The sequence below is a fragment of the Komagataeibacter xylinus NBRC 15237 genome, assembly GCF_001571345.1.
Taxonomy (GTDB): domain Bacteria; phylum Pseudomonadota; class Alphaproteobacteria; order Acetobacterales; family Acetobacteraceae; genus Komagataeibacter; species Komagataeibacter xylinus.
This window is the reverse complement of sequence record NZ_BCTP01000046.1, coordinates 1-22,620: the sequence shown is the minus strand read 5'-3', so window position 1 is coordinate 22,620 and position 22,620 is coordinate 1. Positions and strand designations below refer to the sequence as shown.

Annotated in this window: 19 protein-coding genes and 4 pseudogenes; 10 read left to right on the top strand and 13 right to left on the bottom strand. The window is 55.5% G+C overall.

Annotation, left to right across the window (positions count from 1 at the left end; translation table 11 throughout):
• Positions 1 to 486 (top strand): IS66 family transposase (locus tag GXY01S_RS13915; protein WP_156470319.1); only part of this gene is annotated, 486 nt, incomplete at its 5' end.
• A 26-nt stretch (positions 487 to 512) separates the two neighbouring features.
• On the opposite strand, the gene GXY01S_RS13910 is transcribed toward GXY01S_RS13915, so the two are convergent.
• The 3 genes and pseudogenes from GXY01S_RS13910 to GXY01S_RS13900 all read right to left on the bottom strand — a co-directional run.
• Entirely contained in the window at positions 513 to 788 is a 276-nt protein-coding gene (locus GXY01S_RS13910; RefSeq protein WP_061276001.1) for a HipA N-terminal domain-containing protein, read from the bottom strand.
• Complete coding sequence (locus tag GXY01S_RS13905) at positions 778 to 1,377, bottom strand: helix-turn-helix domain-containing protein (protein ID WP_061275999.1); 600 nt, start codon at positions 1,375 to 1,377, stop codon at positions 778 to 780. The genes GXY01S_RS13910 and GXY01S_RS13905 overlap by 11 nt, the downstream gene beginning before the upstream one ends.
• A 180-nt stretch (positions 1,378 to 1,557) precedes the next feature.
• Positions 1,558 to 2,567 (bottom strand): annotated as a pseudogene (locus tag GXY01S_RS13900) (IS3 family transposase); the annotation flags it as partial.
• A gap of 85 nt (positions 2,568 to 2,652) precedes the next feature.
• Between GXY01S_RS13900 and GXY01S_RS17380 the strand changes: the two are divergent.
• Positions 2,653 to 3,722 (top strand): IS630 family transposase gene (locus tag GXY01S_RS17380; protein WP_110570502.1). Its coding sequence is split into 2 segments (ribosomal slippage): positions 2,653 to 3,139 and positions 3,139 to 3,722, totalling 1,071 coding nucleotides; the frame shifts between segments, so codons are not numbered across the junction.
• 11 nt (positions 3,723 to 3,733) lie between these two features.
• On the opposite strand, the pseudogene GXY01S_RS13885 reads toward GXY01S_RS17380, so the two are convergent.
• From GXY01S_RS13885 to GXY01S_RS13865, 5 genes and pseudogenes are all read right to left on the bottom strand, one after another.
• A pseudogene (locus GXY01S_RS13885) lies at positions 3,734 to 3,910 on the bottom strand (transposase); the annotation flags it as partial.
• Positions 3,911 to 4,009: 99 nt separating this feature from the next.
• Positions 4,010 to 6,427 carry a TonB-dependent receptor family protein gene (locus GXY01S_RS13880; RefSeq protein ID WP_255210451.1) on the bottom strand — a complete coding sequence of 806 codons (2,418 nt, stop codon included), beginning with the start codon at positions 6,425 to 6,427 and terminating at the stop codon, positions 4,010 to 4,012.
• Between the two features lie 522 nt (positions 6,428 to 6,949).
• On the bottom strand, positions 6,950 to 7,951 hold the full coding sequence (locus GXY01S_RS13875) for a DUF2891 domain-containing protein (protein WP_061275991.1): 1,002 nt from the start codon (positions 7,949 to 7,951) through the stop codon (positions 6,950 to 6,952).
• Between the two features lie 10 nt (positions 7,952 to 7,961).
• Positions 7,962 to 8,948 (bottom strand): 5-oxoproline transporter, DUF979 family subunit, encoded by a 987-nt coding sequence (locus GXY01S_RS17375; protein WP_082770885.1) that lies wholly within the window; start codon positions 8,946 to 8,948, stop codon positions 7,962 to 7,964.
• A complete protein-coding gene (locus tag GXY01S_RS13865; protein WP_082770884.1) occupies positions 8,945 to 9,634 on the bottom strand; it encodes a 5-oxoproline transporter, DUF969 family subunit in 690 nt (229 codons plus the stop codon). The genes GXY01S_RS17375 and GXY01S_RS13865 overlap by 4 nt, the downstream gene beginning before the upstream one ends.
• A 548-nt stretch (positions 9,635 to 10,182) precedes the next feature.
• Between GXY01S_RS13865 and pxpB the strand changes: the two genes are divergently transcribed.
• From pxpB to GXY01S_RS13835, 6 genes are read left to right on the top strand one after another with little or no spacing between them, the layout of a single operon-like run.
• The gene (pxpB, locus tag GXY01S_RS13860; protein WP_061275987.1) at positions 10,183 to 10,821 is read left to right on the top strand and encodes a 5-oxoprolinase subunit PxpB; all 639 of its coding nucleotides are present in this window, start codon (positions 10,183 to 10,185) and stop codon (positions 10,819 to 10,821) included.
• A complete protein-coding gene (locus GXY01S_RS13855) occupies positions 10,818 to 11,807 on the top strand; it encodes a 5-oxoprolinase subunit C family protein (protein ID WP_061275984.1) in 990 nt (329 codons plus the stop codon). The genes pxpB and GXY01S_RS13855 overlap by 4 nt, the downstream gene beginning before the upstream one ends.
• Positions 11,795 to 12,562 carry a LamB/YcsF family protein gene (locus GXY01S_RS13850; protein ID WP_061275982.1) on the top strand — a complete coding sequence of 256 codons (768 nt, stop codon included), beginning with the start codon at positions 11,795 to 11,797 and terminating at the stop codon, positions 12,560 to 12,562. Before GXY01S_RS13855 ends, GXY01S_RS13850 begins: the two co-directional genes overlap by 13 nt.
• 12 nt (positions 12,563 to 12,574) lie before the next feature.
• Complete coding sequence (locus GXY01S_RS13845) at positions 12,575 to 13,003, top strand: acetyl-CoA carboxylase biotin carboxyl carrier protein (RefSeq protein WP_061275979.1); 429 nt, start codon at positions 12,575 to 12,577, stop codon at positions 13,001 to 13,003.
• Positions 12,996 to 14,357, top strand: coding sequence for an acetyl-CoA carboxylase biotin carboxylase subunit (gene accC, locus GXY01S_RS13840; RefSeq protein ID WP_061275977.1), 1,362 nt, complete (start codon positions 12,996 to 12,998; stop codon positions 14,355 to 14,357). The genes GXY01S_RS13845 and accC overlap by 8 nt, the downstream gene beginning before the upstream one ends.
• Positions 14,354 to 14,716, top strand: a complete 363-nt coding sequence (locus GXY01S_RS13835; RefSeq protein WP_061275975.1) for a hypothetical protein — start codon at positions 14,354 to 14,356, stop codon at positions 14,714 to 14,716. Before accC ends, GXY01S_RS13835 begins: the two co-directional genes overlap by 4 nt.
• Before the next feature lie 11 nt (positions 14,717 to 14,727).
• Here the strand turns inward: GXY01S_RS13835 and GXY01S_RS13830 are convergent, their stop codons facing one another.
• Both GXY01S_RS13830 and GXY01S_RS17370 read right to left on the bottom strand, forming a co-directional pair.
• Positions 14,728 to 15,285 carry a winged helix DNA-binding protein gene (locus GXY01S_RS13830; RefSeq protein WP_110570458.1) on the bottom strand — a complete coding sequence of 186 codons (558 nt, stop codon included), beginning with the start codon at positions 15,283 to 15,285 and terminating at the stop codon, positions 14,728 to 14,730.
• Positions 15,286 to 15,641: 356 nt separating this feature from the next.
• Positions 15,642 to 15,815 (bottom strand): annotated as a pseudogene (locus tag GXY01S_RS17370) (integrase core domain-containing protein); the annotation flags it as partial.
• Between the two features lie 57 nt (positions 15,816 to 15,872).
• Between GXY01S_RS17370 and GXY01S_RS13820 the strand changes: the two are divergent.
• Both GXY01S_RS13820 and GXY01S_RS13815 read left to right on the top strand, forming a co-directional pair.
• Positions 15,873 to 17,219, top strand: coding sequence for an IS1182 family transposase (locus GXY01S_RS13820; RefSeq protein WP_061275972.1), 1,347 nt, complete (start codon positions 15,873 to 15,875; stop codon positions 17,217 to 17,219).
• A 177-nt stretch (positions 17,220 to 17,396) separates the two neighbouring features.
• Positions 17,397 to 17,741 (top strand): annotated as a pseudogene (locus tag GXY01S_RS13815) (transposase); the annotation flags it as partial.
• Between the two features lie 59 nt (positions 17,742 to 17,800).
• Here GXY01S_RS13815 and GXY01S_RS13810 read toward each other — a convergent pair.
• From GXY01S_RS13810 to GXY01S_RS13795, 3 genes are all read right to left on the bottom strand, one after another.
• Positions 17,801 to 18,987 (bottom strand): IS3 family transposase gene (locus GXY01S_RS13810; protein WP_156470317.1). Its coding sequence is split into 2 segments (ribosomal slippage): positions 17,801 to 18,717 and positions 18,717 to 18,987, totalling 1,188 coding nucleotides; the frame shifts between segments, so codons are not numbered across the junction.
• A gap of 151 nt (positions 18,988 to 19,138) precedes the next feature.
• Complete coding sequence (locus tag GXY01S_RS13800) at positions 19,139 to 20,332, bottom strand: Fic family protein (protein WP_061275968.1); 1,194 nt, start codon at positions 20,330 to 20,332, stop codon at positions 19,139 to 19,141.
• Between the two features lie 333 nt (positions 20,333 to 20,665).
• On the bottom strand, positions 20,666 to 22,240 hold the full coding sequence (locus tag GXY01S_RS13795) for a Fic family protein (RefSeq protein ID WP_019087542.1): 1,575 nt from the start codon (positions 22,238 to 22,240) through the stop codon (positions 20,666 to 20,668).
• Positions 22,241 to 22,620: the final 380 nt, after the last annotated feature.

Here is a 22,620-nt window from a genome sequence, read left to right as displayed (position 1 = left end):
GCCATATTCCAAGCCGAGCGCACCATCAACGGTACGCCCCCAGAACATCGGCTGGCAGTCCGTCAAACAGACATAGCCCCTCTGGTCGACGATCTGTTCGACTGGATGCGGGAGTGTTGCCGGCGCATGTCGACCAAAAATCCCGTTACCCACGCCATGAACTATTTTCTACGGCGTGCCGATACATTCACACGATTCCTCACAGATGGCCGTATCTGTCTGACGAACAATGCAGCAGAACGCGCCCTGCGCGGCATCGCCCTGGGCAGGAAAGCCTGGTTGCTCGCCGGGTCCGATCGTGGCGGAGAGCGCGCCGCCGCCATGTATTCCCTGATCGTCACCGCGCGCCTGAACGATGTCGATCCCCAGGCATGGCTCGCTGATGTCCTGGCACGGATCAATGACATTCCCAATCCACGCCTCCATGAACTCCTGCCCTGGCACTGGAAAGCCCACCAGCAGGTCCACAATACCATCGCCGCCTGAATACGCCCGCGTCTCTCGCCGGATGATTACTTGACGCCCGCCTTTTCTGCCAGATAGCTGCGGAGACGACCTTCAGGAAGCAGGTTCGAGAAGAACGGCATGAGCTTCACCTTGATCGGCCTGAAGTCGTTCCGCAACTCCCCATACTGGTCTTTGAAGGACAAACCGAGCGTTTCTCTGTCCGCGTTACCAATATAGGCGTCATTGAACGTAAATATAGATCGTTCATCGCCAAGATGCGTGAGTGTCCCGATCGGTTTGCCATGGAGTTTGACGGTCAGGAAGGAAACATCAAGCATCATCGTCCTCCTCATCAAGAGAGTAGGCCGGACGTGATAGGGTATCTCCGCTATCGGGTAGCGGATCATGTGAAGCCTTGTTGCGGATCGTTCGCATTATTTTGAGGCTTTCATTGAGTGAGACCATCTCTTTTCCTGGACGACCGATCTGCTCAATTATGTGACGCAGTTTTTTCATTTCCTCGAGGTCGAGCATCGATACTCGGAACCGGTGCAAGTCGGAGATAGACTTCTGAAGTCGCTGAAGTCCTTCGAGGTCTGGCATGCTCATTTGGATGCCGCGCATTGTCTCACTGATTCGCTGCATCTCCTTTTGGATTGCAACGACGTCTTTGCGGTTGTAGCTGATCGCATCGCGGCTTAGGGAACGCACGACGGCCACAGCCTTGCGTGGAACAAGAGCAAGCTCCAGATCAAGGGCATGAGCGAGCGCGGCCAAGCTTGAGAGGCGTAGGTCGACAGTTCCTGCTTCGATCCGGGAAATCTGCGCTTGAGGCACCCCAGCCAACTCGCTCAACTCGCGTTGGCTTAACCCCTTGGTTTTGCGCGCTGCTTGCAATCGCTCTGCTATGCCTGTTATGTCGTAGCTCATATCAATGTTCTTTTCTGCATCAATTCACATATATGATGCAGTTTTATATATCAAAATTTTGGGTACCTTTCAAGATTGATATATATATTTCGATACCAAATAATAATTTTATGTATATTTTGAGGTGGCCCCGTCCGTTCGGACAGTTTTGTGGGCTTGATAAGCTATACCCGGTTGTTGTTATGCCGCTCTTCTGACGGCGTTGCTGTTGGCCATCTGGTCCGGGGTTAACCCCGGACCAGATGGCGTCGGCACGTCATGATACGCCTCATCGGGCGTACGTCCAGCCAGCGCCGTATGCGGACGCCTTTCGTTATAATGGGCGATCCATCTGCCGAGCCCGGCCCTCGGCTCTGATCCGGTCTCGAACGCATGCAGGTAGACGCATTCATATTTCAGCGACCGCCACAGACGCTCGATGAACACGTTATCCAGCCATCGCCCACGCCCGTCCATACTGATGCGGATCTGACGCTCTTCCAGTATCCCGGTGAAACGGGGTGTCGTAAATTGCGACCCCTGGTCAGTATTGAAAATGTCCGGGGCGCCATAGCGCATGAGGGCATCCTGTAGCGTCTCGATACAGAACTCCACGTCCATCGTGTTCGACAGACGCCAGGACAGGACCTTGCGCGTGAACCAGTCCATGATCGCCACAAGATAGAGAAATCCCCGTTTCATGGGAATATATGTGATATCGGAACACCAGACCTGGTCAGGCCGATTGATGACCAGATCCCGTAGCAGATATGGATATTTCCGATGTTCCGGATGGGGCACGGTCGTGCGCGGCTTCTGGTAGATCGCCCGCAGGCCCATGATCGCCATGAGCCGCCGGACCCGCTTGCGGCCCACTTCATGTTCCAGGCGGCGCAGATGCCATGTCATCTGCCGTGAGCCATAATACGGCGTTTCCAGGAACTGGGCGTCGATCAGCCGCATTAGCTCCAGATTGGCCTCGCTCTGTGGCACAGGCCGATAGTAGACGCCCGACCGGTTGAGTTGCAGCAGCGTGCATTGCCGGACTATCGGCAGACGCGCTCGCTTCGGGTCAATCATCTGCCGCCTCTGATCACGCCCAACCGAGCAGAGGCATCCCGCAAAAAATCCCGTTCCACCAGCAACTGGCCGATCTTGGCATGCAGTTTCTCTACATCAGCAGGGCTGACTGAAGGTTCCGTTACTGACTTATACCAAAGGACGTAGCCACTGACTCGTGTGTGAAGTGACAAACGGCGCTGGCTCTGATTCTCTTGATGCGGGAGGATCTGGCTGATGACGAGGGCGGTGAAGCTACGGGATGACTATTCGGCCTCTGATCTGAGGCGACTTGCGGCGCGTAGCCGGCAGGCGAACGCTGCGCGTCGGCTTCTGGCCCTGGCAGCAATCCGTGACGGGGCGAGCCGGACGGATGCGGCCCGCGTGGGCGGCATGGACCGCCAGACGCTGCGGGACTGGGTCCACCGCTTCAATGCTGAAGGGCCGGATGGCCTGCGCGATTATCAGCATCCGGGACCAGCCTGCCGTTTGAACGGGGCACAGCAGGCCGAACTGAAGGCGCTGGTCGAGGCCGGGCCTGATCGGCAGCGTGACGGTGTGGTGCGCTGGCGCCGGATTGATCTGCAACGCGTGATCAGGGAGCGCTTCGGCGTCATCTACCACGAACGGCATGTTTCCACTTTGCTGAAACGTCTTGGTTTTTCCCATGTCAGCGCCCGGCCGCGTCATCCGGGGCAGGATCCTGCCGTCATGGAAGCGTTTAAAAAAACTTCCCCCGCATCCTGAGTGCCCATATCGGCCACCTGCCGAAGGGAAAGCCGATCGAGATCTGGTTTCAGGACGAAGCCCGCATCGGCCAGAAGAACGGCATCGTCCGCCAATGGGCCCGGCGCGGCACGCGACCACGCCAACCGGCTGACCAGCGCTACGAGAATGCCTGGCTGTTCGGGGCGATCTGCCCGGCGCGCGGCAAGGCTGCCGGCCTGGTGCTGCCGTTCGTCGGCACCGCCAGCATGCAACTTCATATCGAGGAGATCTCACGCTACGTCGCCCGCGGTGCCCATGCCGTCGTGCTGCTCGATCGCGCAGGATGGCATACCACCAATAAACTGAAGCTCCCCCGCAATGTCAGCCTGATCTTCCTGCCGTCCCGTGCTCCCGAACTAAACCCGGTCGAGAATATCTGGCAGTTCCTGCGCGCCAACTGGCTGGCCAATACCGTCTTCGACGGCATCGAGCACATCATCGACGCCGCCTGTTCCGCCTGGAATAATCTTGCCGCCTTGCCTGACACCATTCGATCCATCGGTCTTAGAAAGTGGGCTCACACAGGTCAGTGCCCATAACCGTTGGTATTACCAGAAAAAAGGCTTGCCATGCCTTCGATCGCCTGGCGCTTCCATTGGGCGATCATCGTCTGATGCACGCCATGTTTCGAAGCCAACTCCGCCAGCGTCAGTTCGCCACGGATCGCCTCCAGGGCAACCCGTGACTTGAACTCCGCCGCATACCGTTTCCGCGTAACCTTGCCCATAAAACCCGTCCTCGTTCAGGCCTGATGATAGCTTATCGCCCTGTCCGAAAAATGGGGACCACTTCTACCGGGAAAACAGGAACCCTTCCGGGAAGCTTTTTAAAAAGACGCGGATATGGTGCCAAAAAATTCACGTGGTGCCGCAACAAATAGATTTGCATTGTTATCGCCTGATACCGATGCAGCTCCATATACGCCAGCAAGATAATTTTTGTTGAACAGATTACTGATGCCAAAAGATGACTTTATATTCTGTGCAAACCCGATTTTTCCAAAATCGTAGGACATATTTAGGTTTGAACTCCAGTATGCAGGTATCTTTTCGTCATTTGTATAAGTCATATAACGCGAGCTTGTATAGGTAACATTAAAATTGAATGTAGCACGTTGGTAATTATAGGATACATTTGTCTTGTACATGAACTTTGGATAATAAACCTGATGTTTTCCTTTTATGTTAACGGTTGAACCGCCATAGGGCAGATGACTGTCTTCATATTGCGCGTCATTCCAACTGAAGCTGTTCATGAAGGCCAGGCCCTTGGCCGGACGGATTTCTGCTTGGACATCAGCACCATTCATGGTTTCACGTCCGACATTTACGAACGCACCATAGGTATTTCCGGTTGACCCTTCGGTAATCGCAGCCAGCCTGTTGTAGTAGTCAGTATGGTAGAAGTCTGCACTGGCGGACAGGAATTTTGAATTGTAACGGTAACCGATAACGTAATTCCAGGTCCGTTCCGGTTTCAGCAATTTCTTGTTCTGATTGAAAACGGTCTGTGCCGACTGGGCGGACGTACCCAGTGCTCCCCAGGCCGTACCGCTTGAACTCTGCGTATTGTAATCGTACGCATGCATGTTTTCGGCAATATCGATATATATTTCATGATGGCGCAGGAATTCATAGTCATAATTGAAATGTGGAAGAAAAGCGTTTGCAGCTGTCATGCTTCCTTCTGCCGGATGACTGTAATACACATTCCATGCGGAAAGGCTGGCACTATTATCTATGCTGGTCCCGCCATGGGTGTCTTGGAGCAGGGAACGAAAGCCTGCCGTAAATGTCATATGAGGGCGAATATGATAGGTATCCTGCAGGTAGAACTGGAATGTATTCGTGCTGAACTCATCATCAAACCAGGTTGTGGCCTGTGAGGCCAGCAGGCCGGACTTGGAAGCATGCGCAGCGTCCACGCCATCTTCATATAACCGCATGGGATAGGAAAAACTGTCATTTTCATACCACAGGCCAGTGGAAATAAGGTTTTTACCCGCCTTAATCTTATATCCATGAGTAAAACCGATACGACGCACACCAATATGCCCCGATCCCAATGCCATGGGTACGCCCGAAGAAGGTGATGTCAGGAACGGATTGGTCCCGTCATAATTCCCACTCGAGACTTGGGCATAAGCCACAGTATTCATATTGACATTAGGAAATATCTGAAAATTTCCTGTAATCGCAGAGAGATAGTTGCGTTGTACCCGTGCTGCATCATAAGCGAAATCTCCCAGTTCTGATGAGGTGATTCCCTGCAGTCCGGGCGGGACAACGCCGCTATGCACCCCTGCGGCATATTCTTTTGCTAATGCATAGTTCGGTTTGAGGTAAGTCGTATTGCGGCCCAACTTTTCCCACATACCTTTTGTGAGGCCCATATAGGCATACTGGGTAAAATTGGAGTAATCGAATACGGCTGTTATGCTACCAATGTCTTTTATGGGTTGCACAAGCTTGAAGTTGACCTGCTGATCATCCTGATCGCCATACCCTTTCCAAAGGTTCTGGGCAGTGCGTGCGTAGGCTACGTAAAACTTTGTTCCGGTTGAGTTGAGAACACCGCTGTCTACCCGTGCAAATGTGCGGAACATATTATAACTGCCGAACGTCTGTCCTACCCGTCCGCCAGCCTTGTCTGCAGGGTTCGATGTGGTGAAAGCGATGGCTCCGCCCAATGTCTGGGCAGATGGTGTTTCCAGCGCGCCTGCACCCTGTGACAGGGTCATGCCACTGATATTTTCCTGTATCTGGGCCTGATCAATACTCAAGCCATTCCAGACTTGATAGCGCTGTTCACCCAGTGGAATGCCGTCGAGGGTAAAGCCGATCTGACTTTCGTTAAAACCCCGCACGTATAAAGCATTTGCGTAGGTATCAAGACCGAAGGCATCGTCAGAACCAAAATTGACCCCTGGCGTCGTCTGGCCAAGTACCTGTAGTGGGCTTGTACCGCTGACAAACTTGTTCAGTGTGTCACGTGTAATAGCCTGTTCGGCCCCATGAGTGCGAACACGGGCGCTACTGACCTGCAATGTTTCGGAAGAGGGTTTTAAAGTCGCAGTTCCGGCGTGGGTTGTTTTCTGTTTTCCAGTTGATGTGACGATGTGCTTTGTTGTTGATTTTTCCGGTTTTTTTACATCAGCTGCCAGGGTTGCTGACATATTAAGGGCGTAGAAACTAAGCGTCACGCCCAGTGTAAGGACCTGTTTCAGTCCCAGTCTCTGTTTCATGCTTTATCCCCTTACGTAGTTTACGATCAGGATCTACAGATGTGCGGTTGAAACGTATATAATTTACACATAAACCATACACGTTATGGAACCGTAATCAATATGAATCGATCCAATAGATCGATGGTCACGCTTGAGCTTTATAATTTCAGGAAGACGTTGCGTTTTGGACACATATGAAAAAGTGGAATCAGAGATTACTGAGATTTTTTCTGGCTTTCTGAAAATACTCTTCTGTGTCAATCATATAAAAACAGGGTAGTATATATTATAGAATCGGCAGATAATTCAGTGATCTGAAAGACAATAAAGCGCTTTGTCTGAATGGGAGTTTTCAATAGTCCATTTGCAAGGTCGGTATAATGTTATCCATGCAATCATGTCTGCCTGCAGTCATTACATAATATTCCGCGTATATGGAAAAGTCTGTCAGGAGTGTATTTTCTTCCATCGTCTGAAGGTCATGTGACCTTCAGACGATGAGTGTTCCATATAAACAAATTTGGAAAATATAATTTATGTTTAATTCTGTAAGGCCATGACCGCGTAGGTAGCCAGCCAGTGTTCACCCATATAATCGCCCGTTACATGGGGAAGGCTGGCGGCCAGATGCATATCGCAGGCCGCGTCAACGCGGTCCCGTGCTGGCCAGGATGTGGGTAGTTTGGCAAGGATCTGCCGCCAGCACCACACGCGACTCAGATTGAGACCGTCCAGATGTGCGATTTTGCCATCAGCGCGATTTGTTACTTCTGCCGGGGTAAAGAGTGTTGCGGGTTGCCCTTTATCCAGGCCAGGTAGGAACGTGTTGAACCAGGTAGCAAAGCTCTCACGGTCCAGTATCCGTGCCATCAATGCGGCTTCCACGAGGGCAGGAGACAGAAATTCGTCACCGCAAGGCTCCCATGCCTGACAGGCGGCATCATTAGAAAACCATTCCAATGCTTTTTTATGGATCAACAGCTTCAGAACAGGATCTGATTCCTTTTCAGCATAATCGAGAGAGAGCCACATGCTAAACATACTGTTGTAATGGGTGCCAACCCGGACAGGATAGGATGCGACCGGAAGAAAGGCACGGTAAAGTTCTGCAATCCGTGCTGCCAGAGGGGAAAAGATCTGATGATATTTTCCTAATACAGGGTGGTTCTTGAGTTCTGCCGAAAGTTGCAGAACCCATCCCCATCCGTATGGACGCTCGAATCCATGATGGAGAGGGATGGAGAAATATTCCGTCTCCGTGGCGACATTCCCATCGGTAAACTGTTTTGCAAACAGGTCTTCGATGCTGTTCCGTGCAGCAAAATCGGGAAAGAGACGTGAAAGCCGCGTCAGCAGCCAGTAACCATGAACGCAGGAATGCCAGTCCAGACTACCAAAAAAAATGGGATGGATTTCCTGAGGTAAACGCAGGTCACTCGCACTACGCAGGACCAGGGCAGGGAGGGTAGGAAAAGGACGTGTTACATGCCCACGCGCAACACGCGCAAAATGTTCGGACAGGGATTGGTCAAGTACAGACACATTCTTTCTCCTAGAGACGAATCATGAGATAAAGCAGAAGTGTATTGCCAATAAAAAGGATCAACGCAGTTGTAGCCTGCGTACGGATGACCGCGTAGCGGTCATGCAGTTCAAGAAGGGAAACCGGCACGATATTAAAATTCACCGCCATTGGCGTGACCAGTGTGCCGCAGAAACCGGCCAGCATGCCGATGGCGGCAACCATCGCGGCAGACGCGCCAAAGCCGGTTACCAGAAACGGGAGTCCGATTGCGCCAAATGTAACCGGAAAGGCAGCAAAGGCGTTACCAATCAGCATGGTCAGCAGGGCAGTACCTCCAGTATAGGCAAGCGTTGCACATAGTGGTGCGCCTGATGGAAGGATATGTTCAATCATATGTGACAGCGACGTGTTCAGACCAGCAGCCATATAAACGCCGCCAAGTGCCGCCAGCATCTGGGGAAGAAGCACTGGCCAGCCAACCTGACGGGACAGACGCACACCTTCGTTAAATGGAGTAAGCAGGCGTGGACGGATGATGGCATAGGCCACCCCCAGACCGATCATGACGGCAATGACATAGGCGACCTGACTAAGGCGCTGTGGATCGATAAGCGGCAGGGCGCCCCAATGAACCGACGTGCCCGACCATGTCAGTATTACAACAAATAATGGCACACTCAGAAGCGGCACGAATAGAAGGGAGGACGGTTGTTTATCAGCGCTTGCGGCAGGCAAGCTGGCTTGGGGCGTTGTCCGTGGGGTGTCTGGAGAAGCCGCAATGACTTTTGATTTCGGCACACATGCCATGCCTGTTGCTAGGGCTGTCAGAAGAAGAACCAGAAGGCCGTTTGCAAAATCCGAAAACAGGTTTCCTAAAAGGAAATTCAACCCGTATAACGTCCAGAATATACTTTCCAGTATGGAGCGAAATGTGAATCCGCTACATAGCGAACGGCCGCCAGCATAGAGGAAAAAACAGCCAAGCCCTGTATAGATGCAGTCAATACCGATCATGGTTCGCTGCGGCGTCCGATCGCCTGATCAAGCCGCTTCATGCGTACATAAGTGACTATGGCCGCCATCAGGGCGGATGGGATGGCCCAGAATGAAAGATGCCAGGGAGAAATCCTCAGTCCTGCATTTTCCAGGACCGTTTCCATCAGCAGGATGGAGGCAACGGCAAGGAATATATCTTCGCCAAAAAAAACGGCGATATTATCCACTGCAGCAGCCTCTGCCTTCAATTTCTGGCTGAGTTCTTCTGATATGGCCCGTCTGCCCATTCTCTCTCCCGCTTCTTCAACCATGGGGGCCAGGAGTGGTCGTACCATCTGTGCCTGGCCACCCAGCGAAGTCAGGCCGAGGGCTGCGGAAATTTGCCGGAGGAGAAAATACAGCCACAGCACATGCCCAGGTGTACTGACCCCAAGCCTGCCGATAAAAGTCCGCGATGCCCGCGGTAGGCCCGCATGTTCCAAAAGCCCTACCAGTGGCAGGATGCTCCACAGGATGGTCATGTAACGATTGGCCGTAAAATAATGCCCGATGGTGGCGATTGCGGTTACAAGGGAGACACCACTGCATAGACAGGTTGTCAATGCGCTAAGGATGATGACCAGCATGATGTTGATCCGGGCTCCTACGCCAATCACAATTACGGCGAGACCGAATAACGTCAGCAGGGAAGGGTGAGCCTGCATTAATATGACTGCCTTTTTCTCGCATGCCGGACCAAAGGGAACTCACGGCCGGGATGGGTGCATGTTCCGGATATGCAGGTTTGCTGCAAAATATCCGAAACAGATATAAATTACACATGATGCGATCCCGAAATCAAGCGAATCATGATGACTCCGGTCCACGTTTCCGCGTGCCATGCGGACGGTGGAAGAGCGTTTGATTCCAGCGTCAAGATGTGTATGATTTATATATGAAATCGTCACGTTGTGCTGCTTTCCCTATTCCGTCTGTGGTTACTCTTGGTATTCCCGGCGGCCAGAACAGGGCTGATGGACTGCATGCGTGGCTGTTTCGGACACGTTTTCCATCACGGTGAATTGTCATCAATGTATTTATCGCAAGATCGCTTCAGAACGGGTTCCGGTTATTTTGCGTTGTGGGGGAAACGCATGGACAGGCATGGGGCACGGCGCATGAAAGCCGTGCCGGGTCCGGTTTTCCGACATACGTTTGATTATCAGGAGATTCCCGAAACCATGCATCAGGATGCAAACGGCCTGGTACCGCCATGCGTATAAGTATGGAGGGTGCAGGCGCACTATTGCTTGATATTGCCGGACCGGTATTTGATGAATGCCTCCAGAGGCGAATCTGGGATGCGGCACAACAACTGGAACGGGAAGCCGCGATCATACAGGCTGTGCCTGGCGTCAATAACCTACTGGTGACGTTCGACGTCCTGCACAGCGACCCCGATGAGATGACCCGGGTCGTGCAGAAGGTGTGGAAGCAGGCCACCCCGCACGCGATATCGGGGCGGGAGATTGAAATTCCTGTCATCTATGATGGGGAAACTGGTGAAGACCTTGCCGTTCTGGCGCGTCATGCCGGTCTTTGTGTGGCCGAAGTCATCAAACTTCATGCCTCGGCCCGTTACAGCGTTGCCGCAATCGGGGCAATGCCGGGCTTTGTTTATCTTACTGGACTGGACTCCCGCCTTGCGTTGCCGCGTCGGGATACACCCCGCCTGAAGGTTGAAAAAGGAGCGGTCATTATTGGTGGGGGCCATGCCGGTATCATGCCCTGTACTGCGCCTTCCGGCTGGCATGTTATCGGGCACACCGATGTGGACCTGTTTGACCCGTCACGATCCCGGCCATGCTTTTTGCAGTTGGGCGACAGTGTTCGCTTTGTGGACGTAACATGATTGAAATTCTTACGGGCTCCGCGCTGAATACGGTCCAGGATCTGGGCCGCCCGCGCGCCATGACTATGGGGGTGGCGCGCGGCGGGGCGATGGACGCCTGCGCGCTCATGGTGGGGAATGCCCTGTTGGGCAATGATGCCCATGATGCGGGCATTGAAATTGCTTTCTTTCCCTTTCGCGTCCGTTTCCATAAGCGGGTCAATCTTGCCTTGACCGGGGCATGTGGCCCGGTCAGGCTTGATGAACGGATGTTGCCGGCAAATTGGGCGATCACGGCCCAGCCCGGGCAGGTTCTCGCCATCGCGCCCCCATTACGTGGGGCGCGCATGTATCTTGCGATTGAAGGCGGAATTGACGTGCCTGTTGTATTGGGCGCGCGTTCAACGGATCTCAAGGGTGGGTTCGGGGGCTTTCATGGCCGTGCCCTGAACAAGGGGGATATGCTGCCCTGCCACCCGGCATCCATGATGATACCGGAGGGGGGGTACGGACTGGCCGTTCCACTCTCCCTGCCATGTGCGGAGGAAACGGTCGTGCGCATACTGCCTGCGGCCGAATATGAAATGTTTGTGCCGCAGGCCCGCGCCGCCCTGCAAAGTGGGATCTGGTCCCTTACACCCAGTATCAACCGCACTGGCTACCGGCTGGATGGTCCTTCGCTTGATCTTGCCGTGCCGCTTGGCCTGTTTTCCCATGGCATCGTGCCTGGTACCATTCAGGTTCCCCCATCGGGCAAGCCGATTATTCAGATGGCCGACGCGAATACATGCGGCGGATATCCCAAGATTGCAACCGTGGTCGAACCGGACCTGCGGCTGCTCGCGCAGTCATCGGTAGGCAGTATTGTCCGTTTTGTCGAAGTCACGCGTGAAGAGGTCGTGACCGAAATGCGCGCCCAGGCGCTCCGTTCGGAACAACTGATTGTAGAACTGGCCTCCCTGCGCCGTACGCTCATTCCCTGGAGATCACAATCATGTCCGGCATGAAAACCATCGATCTTAATGCAGACATGGGCGAGGGGTTCGGCCCCTATACCATCGGTGATGACAGCGTTTTGCTGGATATTGTGACCTCGGCCAATATTGCCTGCGGTTTCCATGCAGGGGATCCGGAAATCATGGCGGCCACCTTTCGCATGGCTAGGGAGAGGAATGTGGCCATTGGCGCGCATCCTGGCTTTCCGGACCGGTGGGGGTTCGGGCGCCGTGTCCTGCCTTTTTCAACAGGCGAGATCGAGCGGATTATTGCCTACCAACTGGGTGCTGCGCAGGCACTGGCCACTTACGCGGGGCATCAGATAGGCTATGTGAAGGTACATGGTGCACTTGCCAACCTTACGGAACGGGAGCCGGAAATTGCGGCAGCGGTGATGAATGCCGTCCGTGCCGTGGATGCAGCCATGCCAATCGTTGCGATTGCATTGAGCCCGCTTGACCGTATGGGGCGTGAGCGGGGCATGCGCGTCTTTTCCGAGATATTTGCTGATCGTGCCTATACTGAAACCGGCCAGCTCGTATCGCGCAGGCAGGCCGGCGCTGTTCTGCATGATGCGGATTTTGCGGCACAGCGGGCCATAAGGATGGTGCGCGGCGGTGGTATCGAGACCATTACGGGCAGGATCCTGCCCACCCCGATCGATACGATATGTGTACATGGTGATAATGCAGAAGCGATAGAACTCTCACAGAAACTCCGTGAAGGTCTGGAGGCCGCCGGAATTGCCATCAGGACGATGATCTGAAAGGAAAGCGTCATGTCTGTTGATCTCGCCCGACTGGAACAACTGATGGCCTGGATGCAGGCATTGGGCATTCGGGAACTCGATATGACCGAGCAGGGCACACGCATCCATCTTTGCCGGGATGCTGCGGCGCCATCGCCATCCGTCCCGGTGCCGGTGACTCTTGCCAAGTCTCCTTCCGTTGCAAAAAACGCTTCCCAGACCATTGTCGCTGGCATGCATGGTCAGTTCTATACGGCCCCCGAACCCGACGCGCCGCCCTTTGTCCAGCCCGGCGAGGAAGTGGAAGCAGGCCAGCCACTTTACGTCCTTGAAGTCATGAAGACGATTACACGCATTGAAGCTGAATATTCCTGCACTGTGCTGGACATATTATGCAAGAACGGTGAGACGGTCGCACCGGGAACCCCCCTGTTTACCGTGGAGCCGCTGAATGTGTGACATCCGTCGCGTCCTGATCGCCAATCGGGGTGAAATTGCATTACGTATTGCACGCGCCTGTCGCGTTGCAGGTGTGGAAAGTGTTGGAATCTATTCACAGGCCGATGCCGCATCCGCTCACCTTCTGCTTGTGGATCAGGCGGTCTGTATCGGCCCTGCTGCATCCGCGCAGAGCTATCTGGATATTGAACGGGTCATTCGTGTAGCGATCCTGACTGGAGCGGATGCGATCCATCCGGGATACGGTTTCCTGTCGGAAAATGCGGATTTTGCGGCAGCGGTGGAACAGGCCGGGTTGGTGCTGATCGGACCCGATGCCGCTGTCATGCGCCTGATGGGTGACAAGATTGCAGCCAAGCAGCAGATGCATCGCTCCGGTGTGCCGTGCCTGCCGGGATCAGATGATGCGCTGCCGGAAGATACGCAGGCAATCCATGCCATTGCGGACAATATTGGCTATCCGCTGATCATCAAGGCCGCTAATGGTGGTGGTGGCCGCGGCATGCGTGTTGTTCATGATAGGACGGGGCTTGAGGCCGCCGTGGTTGCCGCGCAGGAGGAAGCCGGGCGTGCTTTTGGCAAGCGCACCGTTTATGCAGAACGCTATCTTCAGCATCCACGACATATCGAAGTCCAGATCCTTGCCGATAGGGCAGGCAATGCCGTCTGGCTTGGCATGCGGGACTGTTCCATACAACGCCGCCACCAGAAACTGGTCGAGGAATCCCCCCCTGTCGGCATATCGCCCGAGGCCATGCGTAACGTGGGGGAACGGTGCGTTCAGGCCTGTCTTGATATGGGATATGTTGGCGCGGGTACTTTCGAGTTCCTGTATGAAGACGATACATTTTCATTCATCGAGATGAATACCCGGGTTCAGGTTGAACATCCGGTAACGGAAATGGTCACGGGTATGGATATTGTGCGTGAACAGATCCTGATTGCCATGGGGCGGCCGCTTTCAATGACACAGGCCGACATCAATCTGCGCGGACATGCCATCGAGTGCCGTATAACGGCGGAAGATCCTGATACTTTCCAGCCCATGCCAGGTCGGGTTGAAACGTGGCGCCCCCCCGGAGGCCCCGGTATTCGTGTTGATACCCAGCTTTATGATGGTTATACGATCCCGCCGCAGTATGATTCGCTCATTGCCAAGATTATTGCCCATGGCCGTGATCGTGCGGATGCGATGGCATGCATGCGTGCGGCCCTGGAGGAAATGACGATCGAAGGCGTTGCCACTACCGCAGCCTTCCATCGACGGTTGATGGACGACCCGGCCTTCAGGAAGGGGGCCGTCAGCATTCACCATCTTGAAAAGTCCATGAAGCGGGATGATGGCCACGCATGAGTATTCTTGACATGCTATCGCAGATTACCGAACGGATGCGCGATTATGGCATCACGGTTCTGGATTACCAGCAGGGCGAGACCAGCCTGCGCCTTTGCCTGGAACCTGTGGGCGCGCCTGACAGTGTGCCTGTTGCCGCAACGCCCGTCCTGAGCCCGGAAATAGGCCATTTCCAGCACATGCCGGATATTTTAGATGGTGAAACGGTCAGGGCGGGAGTGATCGTGGGTTTTGTAATCGTCGGAGCCATGCGACTGCCTGTCCTTGCCCCATCCTCGGGCACCCTGAAACTGACCCCCCTGCCGGAAGGCGGGCTTGTCGGGTATGGTGAGCCAGTTGGAACGATTGCGACTATATGAATGGAACACCCTCACAGGGATGCGGCGGAACGTGATGCCTGTTCGTAAAGCCCCGTAAGGACGCGCAGGGCCTTTGCAACATCTTCGATTGCAACATCGCCTACCTGCCTGTCGGCGGGCATCAGTTCCAGAAGGCATATGCGACGGATGCGGGCATATTTTTCGCAGTATTCCTGCCCCTTTTTCGTTGCGCCCACAAAAACTTCCTTGCCACGGCGGGTGCGCACGATCAGGCCCAACTCATCAAGTTTCTTCATGGCATAGTTCAGGTAATGGCGTTCGGGCAGGTTGAGGGTGAACATCAGATCCGAGATGCTCTTGCTCCGGTTGCGATGGTTGGCACTATGCAAAATGAGGGCATCGAGCGGGGAGAGTTCCGGCAATCCGGCAGATGCCATGCCACGTGCGACCCAGCGCTGGAACGCATGGTTGACAACCGTAAGTGCAAATTCGAATTCGCTGACATCTTCCTGACCGGGAGAAGCGAGGTGAGAAGACGAAATGATGAAAGGACGCTGTTCCTTTTCCGGATGGGCGTGAGTCTCTTTTAGTGTCTTTTTTATTGCCATGCTATTCTCGTTTATCCTGGTCGGCGTGGAGGAGGGGCCATATTGCGCGGGTCAGGCAATATATCATGACTGTGGATACGATGATGGCTCATTTTTGTAGAGTCAGGCAGAACGGGTGATCCCGACTTGGGTTGCCATCCGAGTTTAGCCCCTGGTGGATTGCAGCACAGTTGTTCATTAGACGGTCGAAGCTCGGTGTATGGCCGCGCCACGATGCTGGCATAGGCATAGGCATAGGCATTGGGCTTTGTCAGCGCGGTTGGCTCTCCGGCTCTCATCGTATTTTGCCTTCAGGCGGCGTTGCCAGCGGTCGAGGTTTGACGTGTTCCCCGAATTTGGGCCAGCGCGAACTGGAATCTTCCGGGGTCAAGGCTCATGAACCAGGGCGTATTCAGACACTCGGCCCGGAATTTGCCATTGAAGGACTCGATGAAGCTGTTGTCGGTCGGCTTGCCGGGGCCGGAAAAGTCGAGCACGACCCCTTTCTGATACGCCCATGGATCCAGATCCCGACTGACAAACTCCGCGCCCTAGCAGCCTGTCGGGTTGGGGTACCCAGTGAAGGGGTAAGGTTGTAAGGTGGTGAGATGAGCAGCTTCATCCCGTTTGACCGGTCTCAGCCGTATCTTCTGCCGCCTGATCTGAAGTCGTGGCTTCCGGCTGACGATATGGCGCATTTCGTTGTCGCCGCCGTTGAGCGGGTTCCGATGAGTGCGTTCTGCGTTCCAGTGCGCACGGGAGGCAGGGCGCAGTATCATCCGCGCCTGATGCTGGCCCTTCTGATCTTCAGCTATGCGAACGGGCTGTTTTCCTCACGCCGGATCGAGCGGGCGACATATCGCGACATCGGGGTGCGCTTCGTGACGGCGAACCTGCATCCGGATCATGATACGATTGCGACCTTCCGCCGGACGAACAGGGACGCCATTGAAGCTGCATTTGCGCAGGTTCTGCTTCTGGCGCGCGAGGCGGGTCTGCTGCGTCTGGGTGTAGTATCGATCGACGGCACGAAAATTGATGCCGACGCTTCGAAATACCGTTCCCTGCGCTACGACCGGATCAGGGCGCTGCGCGAACAGCTGGCGGTGGATATCGCGAAACTGATGGACCAGGCGGAGCACGCAGATGCCATAGACAGCGATCTGCAGGCATTGCCGGAAGCGCTTGCCCGACGGGAAACACTGAAAGCGAAGCTGGACGAAGCCTGCGCCCGGCTGGAAGCAGATGCGAAGGCGCAGGCCGAGGCGGCGCGATCGGCATACGAGAAAAAGAAGGCGGTGTATGACGCAAAAACAGGGCGTCGCGGCCGGGCGCCCAAACCGCCCGATGATGAACCACCACCACCCGACCGGCAGATCAGTCTGACCGATCCCGACAGCCGCCTCATGCGGCGTTCGGACGCTCACGAGTTCCGGCAGGCTTACAATGCCCAGGCCGTGGTCTGCGCCGAAGGCAGTCAGTTGATCGTGACAACCGACGTTGTCGCCACGTCAGCGGATGCGCCATCCTTTGCCGACACGGTGCTGTCGATGGAAGACACAATCGGTCTCCCGGAGAAGGTGCTTGCCGACACCGGTTACGCCAGCGGACAGGCGGTCCGGAAACTGCAGGAAAAGGGCATTGATCCGCTGGTCGCCATTGGACGGCCCTGTGCCCGCAGGCCTTACGACTTCCGACCCCATCCCGAAGCAAAGGAGCCACGCCGGATAACCGAACCCTGGCGGCTCGCCATGAAGGCGAGACTGGAAACCACAGAAGCCGGAGATGTTTACAGACTACGAAAACAGACCGTGGAGCCGGTCTTTGGAATTATCAAAAGCATCATGGGCTTCAGAAGGTTCAGTCTGCGCAGCCTTGCAAAAGTCACGACCGAATGGACACTCGTCGCTCTCGCATACAACTGCAAAAGAATGGCACGGCTTCAGGCGGCATAAGCCGGGTCAGCCTCGGCCTTATAACCCTCAAAATGACCAACCCGACAGGCTGTTAGAGCCTGTTTGGAAAGTCATGGATGAGCGTTTCTTCGGATGAGATTGGCCCCCATGGCGACGAAGATCATGGCCTGTGAGAGCCTGTTTGGAAATTCGGTGAGGGTGTGATTCAAGCCCTGGATGTGGACGCCAGAGCAGAGAGGCCGGATGGCCAGTATCACCCGCAAGACGAAGCGCTATCCGTCTGACATGACGGATGAGGAATGGGCGCGGATCGCGCCACTGATGCCTGAGCCTGGGCGCATGGGACGTCCGCGGGAAATTGAATTCCGCGAAGTGATCAACGCGGTGCGCTATCTGGTCCGCTCGGGCTGTGGCTGGCGAATGTTGCCGATCCATTTCGGGCATTGGCGAACGGTCTATGGCTGGTTCCGGGAACTGGCGCGGCGTTTCCTGTTTCAGACGATCCACGATGTTGAATTGATGCTCGATCGGGAGCGGATGGGTCGTGAAGCCAGTCCGTCTGAGGTGGTCCCGTCCGTTCGGACAGTTTTGCGGGCTTGATAAGCTATACCCGGTTGTTGTTATGCCGCCCTTCTGACGGCGTTGCTGTTGGCCATCTGGTCCGGGGTTAACCCCGGACCAGATGGCGTCGGCACGTTATGATACGCCTCATCGGGCGTTCGTCCAGCCAGCGCCGTATGCGGACGCCTTTCGTTATAATGGGCGATCCATCTGCCAAGCCCGGCCCTCAGCTCTGATCCGGTCTCGAACGCGTACAGGTAGACGCATTCGTATTTCAGCGACCGCCACAGGCGCTCGATGAACACGTTGTCCAGCCAGCGACCGCGCCCATCCATGCTGATGCGGATCTGACGCTCTTCCAGTATCCCGCTGAAACGGGGTGTCGTAAATTGCGACCCCTGGTCAGTATTGAAAATGTCCGGCGCGCCATAGCGCATGAGGGCATCCTGTAGCGTCTCGATACAGAACGCCACGTCCATCGTGTTCGACAGACGCCAGGACAGGACCTTGCGCGTGAACCAGTCCATGATCGCCACAAGATAGAGAAATCCCCGTTTCATGGGAATATATGTGATATCGGAACACCAGACCTGGTCAGGCCGATTGATGACCAGATCCCGTAGCAGATATGGATATTTCCGATGTTCCGGATGGGGCACGGTCGTGCGCGGCTTCTGGTAGATCGCCCGCAGGCCCATGATCGCCATGAGCCGCCGGACCCGCTTGCGGCCCACTTCATGTCCCAGGCGGCGCAGATACCATGTCATCTGCCGTGAGCCATAATACGGCGTTTCCAGGAACTGGGCGTCGATCAGCCGCATCAGCTCCAGATTGGCCTCGCTCTGTGGCACAGGTCGATAGTAGACGCCCGACCGGTTGAGTTGCAGCAGCGTGCATTGCCGGATTATCGGCAGGCGCGCTCGCTTCGGGTCAATCATCTGCCGCCTCTGATCACGCCCAACCGAGCAGAGGCATCCCGCAAAAAATCCCGTTCCACCAGCAACTGGCCGATCTTGGCGTGCAGTTTCTCTACATCAGCAGGGCTGACTGAAGGTTCCGTTACTGACTTACCAGAAAAAAGGCTTGCCATGCCTTCGATCGCCTGGCGCTTCCATTGGGCGATCATCGTCTGATGCACGCCATGTTTCGACGCCAACTCCGCCAGCGTCAGTTCGCCACGGATCGCCTCCAGGGCAACCCGTGATTTGAACTCCGCCGCATACCGTTTCCGTGTAACCTTGCCCATAAAACCCGTCCTCGTTCAGGCCAGATGATAGCTTATCGCCCTGTCCGAAAAATGGGGACCACCTCTGTTTTTGTCGGGAAGCCTGAATGGGACAGACTTCCAGCCATTTCTATTGAAGCTGTCAAAACGGATCTTGTGCAGCGAGGCCCTTTTATGACGGTGGGTCTGGTAGTGCCGGTTCTTCCCCGAAGGGACGATTGAGGATCGTGAGCACCTCTTCGGCGGCATAGATCCGGTTGCGGGCATGGCCGGTGCGTTCGGTCAGGATCCCGACCTGGCAGAGCTGGGCGAGGGCGGTCTGGGCGGCCGGGGGCGTGATGTCCAGCAGATGGCCAAGGCGGCTGGCCGTCAGGACGGGATAATCGGTCAGCAGGTCCAGCGCGCGCAGCGCGGCCGAGCCCTTGCGGAAAGCCCGGCGCTGCCGCCATGTGGCCTTCAGGACCTGGGTTGCCTGCCGGGTGACCTGCACTTCGGTGACGGTCCGGATGATGGCGTCTGACAGGAACCCGATCAGGGGTGGCCAGTCGAGCCGCTGCTGGGCCCGTTTGAGCGCCGCGTAATAGTCCTGTCTGTGGGCCTCGATATAGGGGGAAAGATACAGGGGGACCTGGCCGTCAGCGGCCATCATCAGCGGCAGCAGCAGGCGGCCCACCCGGCCATTGCCATCGCTGAACGGATGCACGGCCTCGAAATGGGTATGGGCGATGGCCATCCGGGTGATGAGGGACTGGGTCATCTGCTGCATCCCGTCGGCCTGCATGTAGTTCAGCGTGGCCTCCAGACAGGCTGCCACCTGGTCTGGCGGGGGCGGGTTATAGGTCGAATAGGCGATATGCCCTGTCCCGCCGATCCAGACCACGTCCCGGCGCAGGGTGCCCGGTGTCCCGCGATAGGCCGGGTCATGCTGCATGACAGCCTGATGGAGCGCCAGCACGGTGGGCAGGCGGAAGAGGGCCGGGCCTTCGCTAGAGGCCTGTGGCAGGAACTGTTCCAAGGTTCGCGCATAGTCGCGGACCTGCCGGGTGGCATGGGAAGCGTCCTGGTCGTCTTCATCGACCACCAGCAGCTCATTGAGGGTGCTGTGCGTGCCTTCCAGGGCGGAACTGCTGAGGGCTTCCTGACGGCTCAGGACGCGGCTGATCAGGTACGGATCAGGCAGGGTGCGGGCGAGGGCGGCGATTTCACCCAGGGCGGACAAAGCCTGCCCATGGCAAGCAGCGGCATCGCCCAGCATAACGCCCGCTTCAGGCGGCGGCGGGGGCACGACCCCGTAATGCTGGGCATAGGGGGCGGGCAGCCGCTGCAGACAGTCCCGGATCCCGCCGGCCAGATCCTCACGCTTCATCCTGTCCAACCTTTTTCAGAGACTAGATTTTCCTAGCATAATTAAGGTTTGAGTTAAAACATTAATCATGTTTGCCAGAAGAAGGCCCTTGCGTAAGGTTCTGCCAGATTGTGTGGGCGGCCACAGGTGACGTGGATGAAAAATTCCTCCAGCCTTCAAACCTGTCCGGTAATATGGATTATCGGACAGATTGTTAATGCCCGTTTTCCCGACGTCAGAGCGCAGTACTCCGACGCCTCAAAGCGGATGTAGCTACAAGGTGTATGAGGATTGGTTTCGGTCAAATCCAGAGCGGTTCACGGCGCCTTGTCCTTTTACTCGCCCTGTCAGGCTTCAGTCAGTCTGAAAGGCCGATCTCACGCCCTCAACAAAGCTTTCCCATTCTTCATCTGTGACTTGTCGGATGACTTCAGGTCCTGAGAATTCTTTCCGTAGGCCTTTGCCGACGATAAAGTTGTTGGACTGCAAGCTCCGAATGATGCGGTCGGCATCCTTGTCCGGCATGTCCAGCACGGCCTTGATTAGCCCGCGTGCCCTATGGTGACGTCGGAGATAGTCAGCCTCCTCCTGCATGTGCTCGTTCATTGTGAGTTTGATAACGTGCCCAAGATAGTCGACATGCGGCGCAAGATCCGGATAGCGCCAAGCTGGCCGAGTAGCTTCATCGCCAGTAAACACGAGGTTGGACTGAATGCCGTCCGGATAGGTTTTATTTTCCGACGCGAAAGACACATGCGGGCGTGCGACCCTCATCAGGGGGATTGAGACGCGCTCAAGGATCGCATCGTAGTGACGCCTGCTCGTCTTGTCGTCCATAATGGCAACGGACACCGGAATGATGACACCATCCGGGATAGCGTTATCCCGGCAGAGAATGTCATTGATGAGGTAGCGGTGTGTCCGACCGTTCCCGTCTGCCAAGGGGTGAATGTAGACGAAGCCGAAGGAGGCGACTGCAGCACGTAGGATGGGTGACTGCCCTTGGGTTTTTTCGAGGAAGACCGCTAGTCCATCAAGCATGTTCTTCAGGTCTTCCGGTGGTGGCGCCACATAATGCACGACCTCCCCACGTATCGTGTTCTCGCCTACAAAAACTGGTGATTTTCTGGGACCGAAACTGCTGATGAACGTCTTCGAGCCGATAATATCCTTCTGTAGTTCAATGAGCGCCGGACCGAGAAGCGGGATTGCACCCTTGCCGGTTCTGGTTGCCAGCACATGGCTGAAGAGGGAAATCTTGTCGGTCTGGTCAGCCTCGCCCTCGATAGCAAAGCTTGCCTTGCTCTCACGATTGGTGAGCCAGACTGCCGCCCGCGCGAGCATGTCATCGCCGAAATCCTCCTGCAGGCGGGTATATCTGGCGGCGATGTCGAAACCTGCGGCAAGTTCCAGCGGCCGGCTTTTTCTGATGGAGGGACAAAAATACCTTGTCCCTGGCATGTTATCCCGCACATGCCACTTTTTAATATTGATGGCTTGGTTCTGGTTTGCGGTAACAACCAGCTTGTCATTCAACGCGGAGACATAGTTGCCACCGACCGCCGTTTCGGTTTCTAGTTCTAGTCCCGTCAGGAACTCATAAAGGAAGGCGGCGCGGCGCGCGTATTGCCCCGTCGGTTCCCGCTCTATCCAGACTCGCACGAAGTCAGGACCTGACGCCTCGAATACCCGCGCCAGCAGTTCGAGGTTGGTTGGCTCATAACGCAGGTGGAACTGAAGATGTCCGGCCGGGGTCTCAACGGGTCGCATGCTTTCCGGATAAACTTCGTAGCTCTCAAAGCCATGATGGCGGCTCTCCCGGCGCGAACCGACCGTGCTAGTCACGGGAAAGCCGCAGCAGGGATCGATACCAAAGTTATCGCCGAGCCATCGCCCGCCAAGCAGCGTGGACCTTTCTACGTCCGTCATTAGAAACACGCCTCATTCGAAAAAACCGATTACGATTGCGCATATTCGATTAGAAATCAGCAATATTGCAAGAAAAGACTTACGCCGTAGGCGAACGGTTCTCCAGAAAAGCCGGGCTAAGGCAGGCTGACAAGATCCGACGCTAAACGGCGCCGAGATTGGCGAAAACAGCTGCTTTTCAACACAATTCGTCGGAAAGCGGACTGGCAGTTCCCCTAAAGTTGTCGGCTCTATTGGATTGAGAGTGATAACGTCTCAAGGGGTGGCAGACCCATGACCTGTTACACTATATGGGTGTACGTTACCGAAGCCTCCCGCAGGGAGGGTTTGGGAGGGTACACTATGGGTAATAGTGTAACAGGCCAGGCCTGAAACCGGCC

What these genes read in the sequence shown, in the direction of transcription:
- GXY01S_RS13880 (WP_255210451.1), bottom strand. Translation starts at nt 6,427, where the DNA reads ATGAAACAGAGACTGGGACTGAAACAGGTCCTTACACTGGGCGTGACG.
- GXY01S_RS13830 (WP_110570458.1), bottom strand. Translation starts at nt 15,285, where the DNA reads ATGGCAATAAAAAAGACACTAAAAGAGACTCACGCCCATCCGGAAAAG.
- GXY01S_RS13820 (WP_061275972.1), top strand. Translation starts at nt 15,873, where the DNA reads ATGAGCAGCTTCATCCCGTTTGACCGGTCTCAGCCGTATCTTCTGCCG.
- GXY01S_RS13910 (WP_061276001.1), bottom strand. Translation starts at nt 788, where the DNA reads ATGATGCTTGATGTTTCCTTCCTGACCGTCAAACTCCATGGCAAACCG.
- GXY01S_RS17375 (WP_082770885.1), bottom strand. Translation starts at nt 8,948, where the DNA reads ATGATCGGTATTGACTGCATCTATACAGGGCTTGGCTGTTTTTTCCTC.
- GXY01S_RS13835 (WP_061275975.1), top strand. Translation starts at nt 14,354, where the DNA reads ATGAGTATTCTTGACATGCTATCGCAGATTACCGAACGGATGCGCGAT.
- GXY01S_RS13865 (WP_082770884.1), bottom strand. Translation starts at nt 9,634, where the DNA reads ATGCAGGCTCACCCTTCCCTGCTGACGTTATTCGGTCTCGCCGTAATT.
- GXY01S_RS13845 (WP_061275979.1), top strand. Translation starts at nt 12,575, where the DNA reads ATGTCTGTTGATCTCGCCCGACTGGAACAACTGATGGCCTGGATGCAG.
- GXY01S_RS13795 (WP_019087542.1), bottom strand. Translation starts at nt 22,240, where the DNA reads ATGACGGACGTAGAAAGGTCCACGCTGCTTGGCGGGCGATGGCTCGGC.
- GXY01S_RS13800 (WP_061275968.1), bottom strand. Translation starts at nt 20,332, where the DNA reads ATGAAGCGTGAGGATCTGGCCGGCGGGATCCGGGACTGTCTGCAGCGG.
- GXY01S_RS13850 (WP_061275982.1), top strand. Translation starts at nt 11,795, where the DNA reads ATGTCCGGCATGAAAACCATCGATCTTAATGCAGACATGGGCGAGGGG.
- GXY01S_RS13855 (WP_061275984.1), top strand. Translation starts at nt 10,818, where the DNA reads ATGATTGAAATTCTTACGGGCTCCGCGCTGAATACGGTCCAGGATCTG.
- GXY01S_RS13905 (WP_061275999.1), bottom strand. Translation starts at nt 1,377, where the DNA reads ATGAGCTACGACATAACAGGCATAGCAGAGCGATTGCAAGCAGCGCGC.
- pxpB (WP_061275987.1), top strand. Translation starts at nt 10,183, where the DNA reads ATGCGTATAAGTATGGAGGGTGCAGGCGCACTATTGCTTGATATTGCC.
- accC (WP_061275977.1), top strand. Translation starts at nt 12,996, where the DNA reads ATGTGTGACATCCGTCGCGTCCTGATCGCCAATCGGGGTGAAATTGCA.